Here is a 12,926-nt window from a genome sequence, read left to right on the forward strand (position 1 = left end):
TCACCTGAACTTCTTGAGAGGAGCGGCTGCCGCAACGGGCAGGTCGAAGGCAAGCTCGTCGCCCATGGCATGGCCGGGCTTTGCAGCATCGATCTCGGCCTTGATCGGCCCCAGCGGCGTATCGAGCAGATATTCGCGGGTGCTGCCGGCAAAGGACGTGCCGCGCACGGTCCCCCGGAACGGACCGGAACCCAGCGTGACGGCGCGCGGCCGCCATGCGAGGCCCGCCGCATCGGATGGCGCAGGCTCAGAAAGCGTAATCGCACCCTTTGCCGTCTTGAGCTTGCTGCCATCAAGCGCAAACACATTCTCGAAGCCGACAAAATCGGCGACGAAAGCCGAAATCGGCCTGTTGTAGATATCCTCTGGCGTGCCGATCTGTTCGATGCGGCCATTCAGCATGACGACAATGCGGTCGGCTAGCGCCAGGGCCTCGCCCTGATCATGGGTGACGAAGATCATGGTGACGCCGGTTTCCTTCTGCACGCGCTGCAGTTCGGTGCGCATTTCGAGCCGCAGCCGGGCGTCGAGGTTGGAGAGCGGCTCGTCGAGCAGCAGCACCTTCGGTTCCATCACCATGGAGCGGGCAAGGGCGACGCGCTGCTGCTGGCCGCCGGAAAGTTCGCCCGGCTTGCGGCCCGCAAAATTGGCAAGGCCGACCGATTTGAGGCCAGAACCGACGCGCGCATCAAGCTCCTGGCCGCGCATGCCCTTGAGACGAAGGCCGAAAGCTACGTTTTCATAGACGGTCAGATGTGGAAACAGCGCGTAGGACTGGAACACGAGGCCGACAGCGCGTTTGTTGGCGGAAACCCGCGTGACGTCGGCACCATCGAGTTTGATCTTGCCGGAGGTGGGGTTGAGGAGCCCGGCAATCGCCCGCATGGTCGTGGTCTTGCCGCAGCCAGAGGGGCCGAGCAGCGCAACAAGTTCGCCCTTGGCGATCGACAGGTCGAGATCCCCGACCGCGACCGTGTCGCCATAGGCAAGCGTCAGCTTCTCCAGCGAGAGATAGGCGGCATCAGACATAGCGGGAGAATCCTAGAAAGCGTTCGGCAAGGAAGACGATGCCGATGGAAAGAAAAGCGAGCAGCGAGGAGAGGGCGGCGACGGAGGGATCATAGGTCGTTTCCATGTAGCCCAGCATGTCGATCGGCATCGTCTGGATACCGGGGCCCGACAGAAACAGCGAGACCGGCACCTGGTTGAAGCTGGTGACGAAGCCGAGGATGAAAGCGGCCAGCACGCCGCCTCTGATATTCGGCAGCACGACGCGGAAGAAGGCGCCAATCCGCGAGGAACCGAGCAACACCGCCGCTTCCTCTATGTCCGAGCGCAGATTGTTGAGGCTCGCCGACACGACACGCACGGCATAGGGCAGCACCAGCGCTGTATGGGCAAAGAACAGCGCCACCGTAATGCTGAAGGCGAAAGGCACGACGAGATAGCGCAGGATCGCGAGGCCCACGATGATGCCGGGTACGATGATCGGCGAGGAGACGATGGTGCGGATCGTCTCGGCGAAAGGCAGTTTGTAGCGCGAGAGCGCATAGGCCGCCGGAATGCCTAACATCAGCGCGAAGATCGTGCCGCCAATCGCGAGAAACATCGACATGGCGAAACTGGCGCGGAAGCTGTCGACCGTAAAGACCTTGGCGACCCAGCGCAGCGACAGGCCCTGCGGCGGAAAGGCGAGCGTCTCGCCCGCCGAGAGCGAGGCGGCGACGATGATGATGAAAGGCCCGATCAGAAAGGCCAGCACGAGAAAGAGCACGATTGGCGAAAACAGGCGTCGGCTCATGGCATGGTCCTCGCAGCCTTGTTCTTCGCCGTGGCGAGACGTTTAAGCACCAGATTGGCGCCGAAGCTCATGACGATGAGGATGAAGGCGATGACGCTGGCAGAGACGAAATCATTGGAGACGGTGACGCGCTGGTAGAGCAGCGTCTCCAGCATCAACACCTTCGACCCGCCGAGGATGGCTGGCGTGATATAGGCGGTCAGCGAGCCGGTAAAGACGAGCGTTCCGCCGATCACAAGGCCTTCACGGGTGAGCGGCAGCACAACCTTCCAGAACACCTGAAGCCAGTTTGCGCCGAGCACGCGCGCCGCCGGAACGGCGTCCTTCGGCATGTTTTCGAGAGCGCTGATCAGGGAGAGGATCATCAGCGGCAGGAAGAGCTGGAGCAGGCCGATGAAGATCGCCGTCTCGCTGAACAGCAGCCTGAGCGGGGTCTCGCTGAGGCCGAGGCCGCGGATCGCCTCATTGACGATGCCGGTGCGCCCGAGGATGACGATCCACGCATAGGTGCGCGCGACCGGCGAAATCATCAGCGGCAGCACCACGAGGCCAACCATGCGGCCCTTGCCCTTTGGCGGCAGGTTGACGATTGCGAAGGCAGCGGCATAGCCGATGACGGCGGAAACGACGGTCACCTCAGCGCCGAGCCGCAGCGTGCGCAGGAAGACGGTCCGGTTCAGTGGCTCGGAAAAGAAGCCGGTATAGGCGGCAAGCGACCAGGTGCCGGCGGAGTGAAATCCTTCCGACAGCAGCAGCACGACCGGCACAAGGAAGACGACCGCCGCAAAAACTGCCGCCGGCAAGGCAAGCGCCATAGCCTCGGCCCTATTCTGGAACATCAAAACCAACCTTCATGAGCGCGGATTGTCGGAGCGGCGGGCAGGATATCCCGGCAAGGTACCGGGATATCGTTATCAGTCATGGACGTTACTGGCCGACGGTCTCGTTCCATTCCTTGACCCAGGTGTCGCGCTCGTCGAGCGCTTCGGCAGACGGAATGAGCTTCAGGCTTTTGGCGGTGTCTTCGCCATAGGTGATGTTGTTGGCGACATCGTCCGGCACCTTAACCTCCTTGTTGGCCGGGCTGTCGACCAGCTTGGTGGCCAGCGCCGTCTGCACCTCGGTGGACAACCAGAAATCCATGAACTGCAAAGCCAGATCCTGGTTCTTGCCGCCCTTGGTCATGATCATGACGTTCATGCCGCCGGTCTGACCTTCCTTGGGCGTCGCCCAGGCAACGGGAACGTCGAGCTTGGTAAAGCCGGCCCAGGAGAATCTGCCGATCGGTGCCGCCCAGATTTCTTCCTGCTGCATCAACTGAACGAGCTGGGAAGACTTCTCGTAGAAGGTGACGATATCGTCCTTGTGCTCGCCGATGGCGGCGATCGCACCCTTAAGATCGGGCGTGTCCTTGCCGATCGCCTTGCCGAGCATGTAGAGCGCCGGTGGTCCCTGGTTGGTCGTGACGTTCGGAAACGCGACATGGCCCACATATTCCGGCTTCAGCAGGTCAGCCCAGGACTCGATTTTCATCTTGTCCGGCCGGTAGGCGATCGAGGTGGCATAGAACGTATAGCCGATGCTCATGCCGTCGCCGTTCGGATCCTTGGCGATGTCATAGAGCTTGTCGAAGTTCGTGAGCTTGGACGTGTCGATCTTGTCGACCAGGCCGGAACGGGCGGCCTGCAAGGCATCGGCCATGGAGACCACGGCCATGTCGACAACAGGATTGGCTTTGTTGGCTTCCATCTTCTGCAGGCGCTCGACGCTGTTACCGGTCTCGACCACCAGTTTGCAGCCGCATTTGGTTTCGAAGGGATCGTAGACAAGCTTCTTGTAATCGTCCTGTGCGAAGGCGTAGACGGAAATCGTCAGCGTTCTGTCGGCCGCCTGTACCGAAAGGGCGGAAAAGGAGAGCAGTACGGCCGATGCCGCAAGCAGTAGTCTCATTTCGGAAGGTCTCCATCTGGAAGGTTCGTTTTTGCCGGTCCCGGAGGCCCGGAAGATTGGCGAACGACGAGTTGCATCGGCACGCGCGATACGGTCGCGGTGACAAGCCTCCGCTCGGAAGGCGTCTCGTCCGCAGACGCTTCTTCCGGCTCCCCCTTTTCGATGGCGTGCACGAGAGCAGAGATCGCGATTTCGGCGATCGTGTCCATATCCATGCGCATGGTCGTCAGCGCCGGCGTGACGACGGGCGACCAGATAAGATCGTCGAAGCCGGTCACGCTGACGCAGCCGGGCACATTGATGCCGGCCCGCTGCAATTCGGTGAGTGCTCGCAATGCATGCAGGTCGGAGACGGCGGCAAAGGCGGTGAAGCCCTCCGTGGCCTTCTCGGCAAGACCGAGCAGACAGCCGCCGCCGTTTTGATCCTCAATCTTCTCGATCCAGAGAACCTCGGTCTGAACAGCGGAATCGAATCCGGCTTTTATCCCGCCGATACGGTCATTCTGCACGTTCGATCCCGGATTGGCGCCGATGATCAGAACCTTGCGGTGGCCAAGCCAGGCAAGATGCTTTGCGATTTCCCGCCCGCCCTGCCAGTGGTCGGCCGAAACGGTATTGCCCGGCGTGGACGGCGTATCGATGACGGCGACGGGACAGCCGATATCAGCAATGCGGGTGCCGCGACGCGGTACGATGATCATGCCGTCGACGCCACGTTCGATCAGGCGATTGATCGCCTCGGTCTGCATGCCCACATCGCCGCGTGAATCGGCAATCAGAACGCCATAGCCGGCAACCGAGGCGGAATATTCGATGGCCTGCGCGATTTGCGGAAAGAGTGGATTGGAAATATCGGGCAGGACCAGCCCAAGCACGCCGCTGCGACCGGTCCGGAGCGCGCGCCCGGCTTGGCTCGGCACGTAGCCGAGTGCATTGGCAGTCGCCCGAATACGCTCGACCAATTCGGCCGAAACACGTCCCTTTCCTGAAAGTGCGTTGGATACGGTCGCGACGGAGACACCGAGCGAGGCGGCAATTCTGCTGAGATTGGGTCCTGGGCGTGTTGCCATGTATCTCGTAGACTGATGATTAATCGTTTAATCAACGCTTACAGCAGTCCGGGGGCAATGTCGAATCCAAATTCACCCCCGCTTGTGATTTTGTTCTTGATACTCGCGGAAGGCAAGTCGCCAGATTTGGGGAGGATATTGGTATCAACGGAGGATGCGCGAGATACGCGCATCCCCTTCATGGGCTATCAGGCCGCGAGTGCGTCGAGAATGCGAATCCAGGAACGGATCCCCTTGTGATAGGAGGTCAGCTCGTATTTCTCGTTCGGCGAATGGATACGGTCATCGCTTAGGCCGAAGCCGACGAGCAGCGATTCCATGCCGAGCATCTTCTGGAAATCGCCGACGATGGGGATCGATCCGCCCATGCCGATGACGACGGCCGGCTTCGGCCATTCGTCGGAAAGGGCAACCTTGGCCTTGCTCAGCAGCGCTGAATCGTAAGGAAGCTGGATGGCCGGCGAACCCCCATGCGGATGAAACTCGACCGAGCAGTCGGCCGGAATCTTCGAACGGACATAGGCACGGAAGCTCTCGCGGATCGCTGCCGGGTTCTGGCGGCCGACGAGACGGAAGGACACCTTCGCGGATGCCTTGGAAGCGATGACGGTCTTGAAGCCTTCGCCCGTGTAACCGCCGGTAATGCCGTTGACCTCGGCCGTCGGCCGGGCCCAGATCAGCTCGAGAATGGAGCGGTCCTTCTCGCCTGACGGGACCGATAGGCCGACTTCGCTCAGGAACGATTCAGCGGAATCGTCGAGTTTCTTCCACGCCGCCTTGACGTCCTCGGGCGTTTCGTCGACGCCATCATAGAAACCGGGAAGGGTAATCGTGCCGGTGGAGTCGTGCAAGCCGGCCAGGATATCGGCGAGGATACGGATCGGATTGGCGGCAACGCCGCCATACATGCCCGAATGCAGATCGCGATTGGCCGCGGTGATGACAACTTCTTCGCCGACCAGGCCACGCAGACCGGCCGAAATTGCCGGCGTTTCTGCATCGAGCATGCCCGTGTCGCAGACGAGCGCATAATCGGCCTTGAGCTCTTCCGCATTCGCTTCCAGGAACGGCTTCAGCGACGGCGAGCCGGATTCCTCTTCACCCTCGAACAGGATCGTGAGCCGGCAGGGCAGCGAGCCGTGGATGTCCTTATAGGCCCGGCATGCTTCGACGAAGGTCATGAGCTGCCCCTTGTCGTCGGATGTGCCGCGGCCGGTAATGACCTTCCGGCCGTTGCCGATGTCCTTGATGGCGGGCGTGAACGGATCGGTCTCCCACAGCTCCAGCGGGTCGACGGGCTGGACGTCATAGTGACCGTAAAACAGCAGATGCGGTGCGTCGGCGGTCGCGCCATCGTGGTGGGCAACCACCATCGGATGGCCCGCGGTATCGCGCACGGATGCTGCAAAGCCGATCGAGCCCAGATAATTCACCAGCCAGTCGGCTGCCTTGCGGCACTCCGCCTTGAAGCTGGGATCGGTGGAAATCGATTTGATGCGGATGAGGTCAAACAGCTTGTCGAGGCTTGAATTGAGATTGTGATCGGCGCGCTCAAGAACAGGCTTTATGTCGGTCATACCAGATTCCTTCTCTGAAATTGGCAGGACGATAGACCAAACTCGCTCCCGTTTCGAGGCGACGGAAAGAGAATTTTGATGGTTGCATAACGAAGCGTTTCAATATCGAGATAATTAAAGACTTATCTAATGCAATTTACGGTTATTTAGAAAATGCCCCATAAATTCAATCCTGGGGAGCAATGGAGTGGGGCAGATGTTTGCAGTCCTTGCATGCATTCGGAACGATCACGACTGGCGTTTGGTTCTATCCGCAGCAGGCGTCTGCATGATCGGTTGCCTGGCAACCATGCTCCTGCTCTCAAGGGCGCAGGAATGTGCCGGCTGGCAGCGTCGCTCCTGGCTCGCTGCCGCGGCTGTCGCCTGCGGTGTCGGAATCTGGTCCACGCATTTCATCGCCATTCTCGCTTATCGGGGCGGTTTTCCCATAAGTTATGGATTGTCGCTCACCTTCCTGTCGGTTGTCTTTGCGATTGCCGGCGCAGGCGGCGCCATTGCAGCGGATTCTCTGGGAAAGGGCCTCTCCTCCCATGCGATGGGAGGATTGCTGATGGCGCTCGGCGTTGCGCTCATGCACTTCACCGGCATGCGGGCGATAGAGGCTCCAGCGAATTTTTCCTATGATTTCCTGAGAGTTGCGGCGGCATTTGTCATCGGCGCGCTCTTTTGCATCCTCGCATTCGCCACCTTTCACAAGGTTTCCGGCTGGCGAGGAATTATCCTGGCCTCTCTCTCCCTGCTGCTCGCCATCTGCATTCTGCATTTCACCGCGATGAGCAGCGTCACGCTCGTCCCCGATCCGGAGAGGCAGGTTGCCGGCACGGCGATCGATCGCGGTATTCTGGCCGGCATCGTCATCGTCTCTTCGACGGTATTGATCCTGCTGGCACTTGGCGCCGTGTTCGTCGAGCGCCACCTGACGGATCTGCGCGGCCTTGCCAATGCGTCGCTTGAGGGGCTTTTGATCGTCCGCGACGGTCGCATCATCGATGCCAACGAGCGCTTCCTGGCGATTTCGGGATGCAGCTTGTCGCATGTGATCGGCAAGGCGCCGTCAGCCCTCTTATCGGCGGATTGTATCGCGCGGGTTGAAGGCGATGCGCTGGTGGAAACGCTGCTGACGACACGGGAAGGTAGTCCTATCTCCGTCGAAATCGCCACGCGGAAAATCACATATCGCGGACATGAATGTCGCGTCTTCGTCGTGCGCGACCTGACCGAGCGGCGCAAGGCGCAGGAGATGATCGAGCATCTTGCCTTGCACGACATGTTGACCGATCTGCCCAACCGCACGCTGTTTGCGCGGCGCATGGGCCAGGCCCTGCAGGCGGCGATGGTCAGGAACGAAGCGGTGGCCGTTTTCTATCTCGATCTCGATCGCTTCAAGGCCGTCAACGACATCTTCGGCCATGCCGAAGGCGACCGCATCCTGAAAAAGGTCGCCCAGATCCTGCATTATGCCGCCGATGATCGCAGCGACACGGTGGCGAGGCTTGGCGGCGACGAGTTCGCGATCATCCAGTGCGGCAAGGACCAGCCGGGTGGCGCCCGTCGACTTTCCGAGGAGATACTCAAAAGGTTCGCCGCCGAGATGGATGTTTCCCGCGACCCGACAGCGGTTGGCGTCAGCATGGGGATCGCCCTATATCCCCTCGACGGCAGCACTCCGGAGCAGCTCTGCGCCAACGCCGACACCGCGCTGTACCGAGCCAAGCATGATGGCCGTGGCAGCGCATGCTTCTTCGATTCAGACATGGATCAGACCATCCGCAGCCGGCGTCAGCTTGAGGCCGATCTGCGTCAGGCTATATTTCGCAATCAATTCCACCTGTCGTATCAACCGATCCTCGATGCCCGTTCCGGCAATACGAGCGGCTATGAGGCACTCTTGCGCTGGTCTCATCCGACATGCGGGATGATCGAGCCGGAAGTCTTCATTCCGATCGCCGAGGAGGGCGGCTCGATCATAAAGATCGGCGAATGGGTGTTGGAGCAGGCGTGCACCGAAGCGGCCCGTTGGCGTCAGGATATGAGCATCGCCGTCAACGTCTCCCCGGTGCAGTTCCTGTTGCCCACGCTCTACGACCAGGTGGAGCGTATTCTGGCCAAGACGGGCCTTGATCCCGCAAGGCTTGAGCTCGAAATCACGGAATCGGCGCTGATACGCGACCGGGGCGCGGTCCTCTCCATTCTCTGGCGCCTTCATAAGCTCGGCGTCCGCGTCGTCATGGACGATTTCGGTACCGGTTATTCCTCGCTCAGCAATCTTCGCGCCTTTCCATTCGACAAGATCAAGATCGATCGCAGTTTTACAGGCGCGCTTGAGCATGATCCGGCTGCGCGGTCCATCGTGCGCGCCATCATCGGCCTTGGCCACAGTCTCGATATGTCGGTTGTAACGGAAGGCGTGGAAACCGAGACGCAGCGGCGGATCGTCGTCGAGGAAGGCAGTGCCCAGATCCAGGGCTTTCTGCTCGGCAAGCCGGATATTGAACCGAGTATCAGGTTTCCTGCCCGCTCCAGGCGCCGAGGGCTCCAGGGCGGCTCGCGGAGAACCGTGGCCTAATCCTAGAGGCGTTTCGCATTGTCGAGGATGCGGCGAATATATTCCAGGAGCAGTTCCCGCTCAAAGGTTCGGAAACCGCGGAATAGATCCTGATCCGCCGCCATGGCTGCCCGAACGGCCTCGGTCTGCATCGCGGTCGCCTTCCGTGTCAGAAAGATCAGCTGCGCCCGCTTGTCGGAAGGATGCGGCCGCCTTTCAACCAGCCCGTCCCGCTCCATGCGCGAGAGGGTGTTCGCCATCGTCGCCTGCTCGATGTCCACCCGTTCCAGCAGCTGCTTTTGGGTGAGCCCGTCTTCGGACCACAATTCGAGGAGGATCGGAAACTGGCCGGGCAAAAAGCCGAGGCCCGCCGCCCGTTGGTGCAACGAGCGGGCAAAACCCTTGGCCAGCTGGCTGGCAAGGTATGCCGCAGAGTCCATCCGGTTAAATCCCATGGGGCTAGGATATGCGCTATTTTTTGACAAAGACAATGAGTAAATCGCAGGCGATGTATTGCCTTCCGCTAGAGTACTCACCTTGGGTTAGGTTGACTTCGCGTTTGGGGCAGAATTGTCGCTAGAAGATAAAAGCCGCCATGGTCTGGAGGTGTGACCATGGCGGCTCGAATTGGGGACAAAGGCCCGGAGAGGGGGATAAGGCCTTTGTCCAAGTCTGACGCGGCGGGGGACAGGCCGGTCATCAGACCCTCGGCGCGATCAAACGCCGGTGACTCTGAAGTGTGATTGCAAATGTGGTTTTTCAAGGGAGTTCGCGGTTGCATCCGGTTACAAATTGGTAACGTTTCAGTGAATACTTAACTTTGCCCGATGCCCGTTTGCGCAGCGAACAGTATGGACGTTGGCGATAGCCCGCGCTATCCATGCTTCCCATGAAAAAAGGTGATCATCTCTTCCTCGTCGATGGCTCGGGCTTCATTTTCCGGGCCTTCCATGCGTTGCCGCCTCTGACGCGCAAGTCGGATGGCCTGCCTGTTGGCGCCGTTTCAGGCTTCTGCAACATGCTATGGAAACTGCTCACCTCCGCCCGCGACACCTCGGTCGGCGTCACGCCAACGCACTTTGCGGTTATCTTCGACTATTCCTCCAAGACCTTTCGCAAGGAAATCTATCCTGATTACAAGGCCAACCGCTCCGCTCCTCCTGAAGAGCTGGTTCCGCAGTTCGGCCTGATCCGCGAGGCGACGCGCGCCTTCAACCTGCCCTGCATTGAGACCGAAGGCTTCGAAGCCGATGACATCATCGCGACCTATGCGCGGCAGGCAGCTGGTATCGGCGCCGATGTCACCATCATTTCGTCAGACAAGGATCTGATGCAGCTCGTCACGCCGACCATTCACATGTACGACGGCATGAAGGACAAGCACATCGGCATCCCCGATGTCGTCGAGAAATGGGGTGTTCCGCCGGAAAAGATGATCGACCTCCAGGCGATGACCGGCGACTCGATCGACAACGTGCCGGGCATCCCCGGCATTGGTCCCAAGACCGCGGCCCAGCTTCTGGAAGAGTTCGGTGATCTGGACACGCTGCTTGCGCGCGCCGGCGAGATCAAGCAGCAGAAGCGCCGCGAGACGATCATTGCCAATGCGGACAAGGCGCGGCTCTCCCGCGAACTCGTATCGTTGCGAACGGATGTGCCGCTGGATCTCGCGCTCGACGCGCTCGTCCTCGAAGACCAGAACGGCCCGAAGCTGGTCGGCTTCCTGAAGGCTATGGAATTCACCACGCTGACCCGTCGCGTGGCCGAAGCCTGCCAATGTGATGCCGCCGCCATCGAGCCCTCAGTCATCAAGATCGAATGGGGCGACAAGGCCCATGGTCCCGACCTCGATACCGGCGACGCGGTGCCGTTGGTCGGTGGCGCGTCCGCCGATGTGCAAGGTCCGTCCGTGTCTGTGCCCGACAAGCCGAAGTTCCGGCCAGACACCGATGCCGCCGAACCCGGCGCCCTCGTCAAGTCGCGCGCCGAGGCCTTCTCGACTGCACCTATCGATATAGCCAGCTATATAACAATCCGCGACGTCGCCACCCTCGATGCATGGATAGCGTTGGCGATCGAGACCGGCCTCGTTGCCTTCGACACCGAGACGACGTCGCTCGATCCGATGCAGGCCGAACTCGTTGGCTTCTCCCTGGCGATCGCCGACAACACGCGCGATCCCTCGGGAATGGCGACCCGCGCCGCTTACGTTCCGCTTGGTCACAAGAACGGCGTTGGCGACCTGCTCGGCGGCGGTCTGGTGGAAGGCCAGATCCCGATGAAGGATGCCTTGCCGCGTCTGAAGGCCCTTCTGGAGGACACCTCCGTCCTGAAGGTGGCCCAGAACCTGAAATACGACTACCTGCTGATGAAGCGCTACGGCATCGAGACGAAGAGCTTCGACGACACGATGCTGATGTCCTATGTGCTGGACGCGGGCGCAAACAACCCGCACGGCATGGATTCCTTGTCGGAGCGCTGGCTCGGACATACGCCGATCGCCTATAAGGACGTCGCCGGCAGCGGCAAGGCCAATGTCACTTTTGATCTCGTCGATATCTCCAAGGCCACCGCCTATGCCGCCGAGGATGCCGACGTCACGCTGCGCCTGTGGATGGTCCTGAAGCCGCGGCTTGCTGCCGCCGGCCTGAGTTCGATCTACGAGCGGCTGGAGCGTCCGCTTGTGCCCGTTCTCGCCCACATGGAAGAGCGCGGCATCACCATCGACCGGCAAATCCTGTCGCGCCTGTCAGGCGAGCTGGCCCAGGGAGCCGCAAGGCTCGAGGACGAGATCTATCAGCTTGCCGGCGAGCGCTTCAACATCGGCTCCCCGAAGCAGCTCGGCGATATCCTCTTCGGCAAGATGGGCCTTGCCGGCGGCACCAAGACCAAGACCGGCCAATGGTCGACCTCAGCGCAGGTATTGGAAGATCTGGCTGCGGCCGGTTTCGAATTGCCGCGCAAGATCGTCGACTGGCGCCAGCTCACCAAGCTGAAATCGACCTATACCGACGCGCTCCCCGGCTACGTCCATCCCGAAACCAAGCGCGTGCACACCTCCTATTCGCTGGCCTCGACGTCGACGGGCCGCCTGTCGTCCTCCGAGCCCAACCTGCAGAACATTCCGGTCCGCACTGCCGAAGGTCGCAAGATCCGCACGGCCTTCATCTCGACGCCCGGCCATAAGCTGATTTCGGCCGACTATAGCCAGATCGAACTGCGGGTACTGGCACATGTGGCCGACATCCCGCAGCTGAAGCAGGCCTTTTCTGACGGCATCGACATTCACGCCATGACGGCGTCGGAAATGTTCGGCGTGCCAGTCGAAGGCATGCCCGGCGAAGTGCGGCGCCGCGCCAAGGCGATCAACTTCGGCATCATCTACGGCATTTCCGCTTTCGGCCTCGCCAACCAGCTCTCGATCGAGCGATCCGAAGCCGGTGACTACATCAAGAAGTACTTCGAGCGCTTCCCGGGCATCAAGGAGTACATGGAAAGCACCAAGGCCATCGCTCGCGACAAGGGCTATGTGGAGACCATCTTCGGCCGCCGTGCCCACTACCCGGAAATCCGGTCATCCAATCCTTCGGTCCGCGCCTTTAACGAGCGCGCTGCAATCAATGCGCCGATCCAGGGGTCTGCTGCGGATGTCATTCGCCGCGCGATGATCAAGATGGAGCCTGCGCTTGGCAAAGCAGGTCTCGGCGACCGCGTACGCATGCTGCTGCAGGTGCATGACGAACTGATTTTCGAGGTCGAGGATGCCGATGTCGAGCGTACCATGCCGATCATTGTGTCAGTCATGGAGAACGCGGCCATGCCGGCTGTCGACATGAAGGTCCCGCTGAAGGTCGATGCGCGCGCCGCAACCAACTGGGACGAGGCGCACTAGCACTACTTTGGCAGATTAACTCTCAGGTAACGATGATCGGCCATCCTTGGCATTCCAACGAGGGTGCATGGGATGGCAGAGCAGCATGTTG

The 12,926-nt window shown here is 60.6% G+C and carries 9 protein-coding genes; 2 read left to right on the top strand and 7 right to left on the bottom strand.

The window, feature by feature from the left end; genetic code table 11:
* The 6 genes from EV561_RS29720 to EV561_RS29745 form a co-directional block, all read right to left on the bottom strand.
* Window positions 1-1,029: an ABC transporter ATP-binding protein gene (locus EV561_RS29720; protein ID WP_132527292.1), complete on the bottom strand. Its 1,029-nt coding sequence runs from the start codon at window positions 1,027-1,029 to the stop codon at window positions 1-3.
* Window positions 1,022-1,801, bottom strand: coding sequence for an ABC transporter permease (locus tag EV561_RS29725; protein WP_132527294.1), 780 nt, complete (start codon window positions 1,799-1,801; stop codon window positions 1,022-1,024). The genes EV561_RS29720 and EV561_RS29725 overlap by 8 nt, the downstream gene beginning before the upstream one ends.
* A complete protein-coding gene (locus tag EV561_RS29730; protein ID WP_132527296.1) occupies window positions 1,798-2,640 on the bottom strand; it encodes an ABC transporter permease in 843 nt (280 codons plus the stop codon). Before EV561_RS29730 ends, EV561_RS29725 begins: the two co-directional genes overlap by 4 nt.
* Before the next feature lie 88 nt (window positions 2,641-2,728).
* The gene (locus EV561_RS29735; RefSeq protein WP_132527298.1) at window positions 2,729-3,751 is read right to left on the bottom strand and encodes an ABC transporter substrate-binding protein; all 1,023 of its coding nucleotides are present in this window, start codon (window positions 3,749-3,751) and stop codon (window positions 2,729-2,731) included.
* Window positions 3,748-4,821 (bottom strand): LacI family DNA-binding transcriptional regulator, encoded by a 1,074-nt coding sequence (locus EV561_RS29740; RefSeq protein WP_132527300.1) that lies wholly within the window; start codon window positions 4,819-4,821, stop codon window positions 3,748-3,750. The genes EV561_RS29735 and EV561_RS29740 overlap by 4 nt, the downstream gene beginning before the upstream one ends.
* Before the next feature lie 188 nt (window positions 4,822-5,009).
* Window positions 5,010-6,398, bottom strand: a complete 1,389-nt coding sequence (locus tag EV561_RS29745) for a M20/M25/M40 family metallo-hydrolase (protein WP_132527302.1) — start codon at window positions 6,396-6,398, stop codon at window positions 5,010-5,012.
* Window positions 6,399-6,594: 196 nt separating this feature from the next.
* Here EV561_RS29745 and EV561_RS29750 point away from each other — a divergent pair, with 196 nt between their 5' ends.
* Window positions 6,595-8,964 carry an EAL domain-containing protein gene (locus EV561_RS29750; protein ID WP_132527304.1) on the top strand — a complete coding sequence of 790 codons (2,370 nt, stop codon included), beginning with the start codon at window positions 6,595-6,597 and terminating at the stop codon, window positions 8,962-8,964.
* A 2-nt stretch (window positions 8,965-8,966) separates the two neighbouring features.
* Here the strand turns inward: EV561_RS29750 and EV561_RS29755 are convergent, their stop codons facing one another.
* Complete coding sequence (locus EV561_RS29755) at window positions 8,967-9,383, bottom strand: MarR family transcriptional regulator (protein WP_132527306.1); 417 nt, start codon at window positions 9,381-9,383, stop codon at window positions 8,967-8,969.
* Between the two features lie 449 nt (window positions 9,384-9,832).
* Here EV561_RS29755 and polA point away from each other — a divergent pair, with 449 nt between their 5' ends.
* Window positions 9,833-12,835: a DNA polymerase I gene (gene polA / locus EV561_RS29760; RefSeq protein WP_132527308.1), complete on the top strand. Its 3,003-nt coding sequence runs from the start codon at window positions 9,833-9,835 to the stop codon at window positions 12,833-12,835.
* The last annotated feature ends 91 nt before the right edge of the window (window positions 12,836-12,926 follow it).

The organism is Rhizobium sp. BK376 (genome assembly GCF_004341625.1).
Classification (GTDB): Bacteria; Pseudomonadota; Alphaproteobacteria; order Rhizobiales; family Rhizobiaceae; genus Rhizobium.

What these genes read in the sequence shown, in the direction of transcription:
- EV561_RS29735 (WP_132527298.1), bottom strand. Translation starts at nt 3,751, where the DNA reads ATGAGACTACTGCTTGCGGCATCGGCCGTACTGCTCTCCTTTTCCGCC.
- polA (WP_132527308.1), top strand. Translation starts at nt 9,833, where the DNA reads ATGAAAAAAGGTGATCATCTCTTCCTCGTCGATGGCTCGGGCTTCATT.
- EV561_RS29755 (WP_132527306.1), bottom strand. Translation starts at nt 9,383, where the DNA reads ATGGACTCTGCGGCATACCTTGCCAGCCAGCTGGCCAAGGGTTTTGCC.
- EV561_RS29720 (WP_132527292.1), bottom strand. Translation starts at nt 1,029, where the DNA reads ATGTCTGATGCCGCCTATCTCTCGCTGGAGAAGCTGACGCTTGCCTAT.
- EV561_RS29730 (WP_132527296.1), bottom strand. Translation starts at nt 2,640, where the DNA reads ATGTTCCAGAATAGGGCCGAGGCTATGGCGCTTGCCTTGCCGGCGGCA.
- EV561_RS29740 (WP_132527300.1), bottom strand. Translation starts at nt 4,821, where the DNA reads ATGGCAACACGCCCAGGACCCAATCTCAGCAGAATTGCCGCCTCGCTC.
- EV561_RS29725 (WP_132527294.1), bottom strand. Translation starts at nt 1,801, where the DNA reads ATGAGCCGACGCCTGTTTTCGCCAATCGTGCTCTTTCTCGTGCTGGCC.
- EV561_RS29745 (WP_132527302.1), bottom strand. Translation starts at nt 6,398, where the DNA reads ATGACCGACATAAAGCCTGTTCTTGAGCGCGCCGATCACAATCTCAAT.
- EV561_RS29750 (WP_132527304.1), top strand. Translation starts at nt 6,595, where the DNA reads ATGTTTGCAGTCCTTGCATGCATTCGGAACGATCACGACTGGCGTTTG.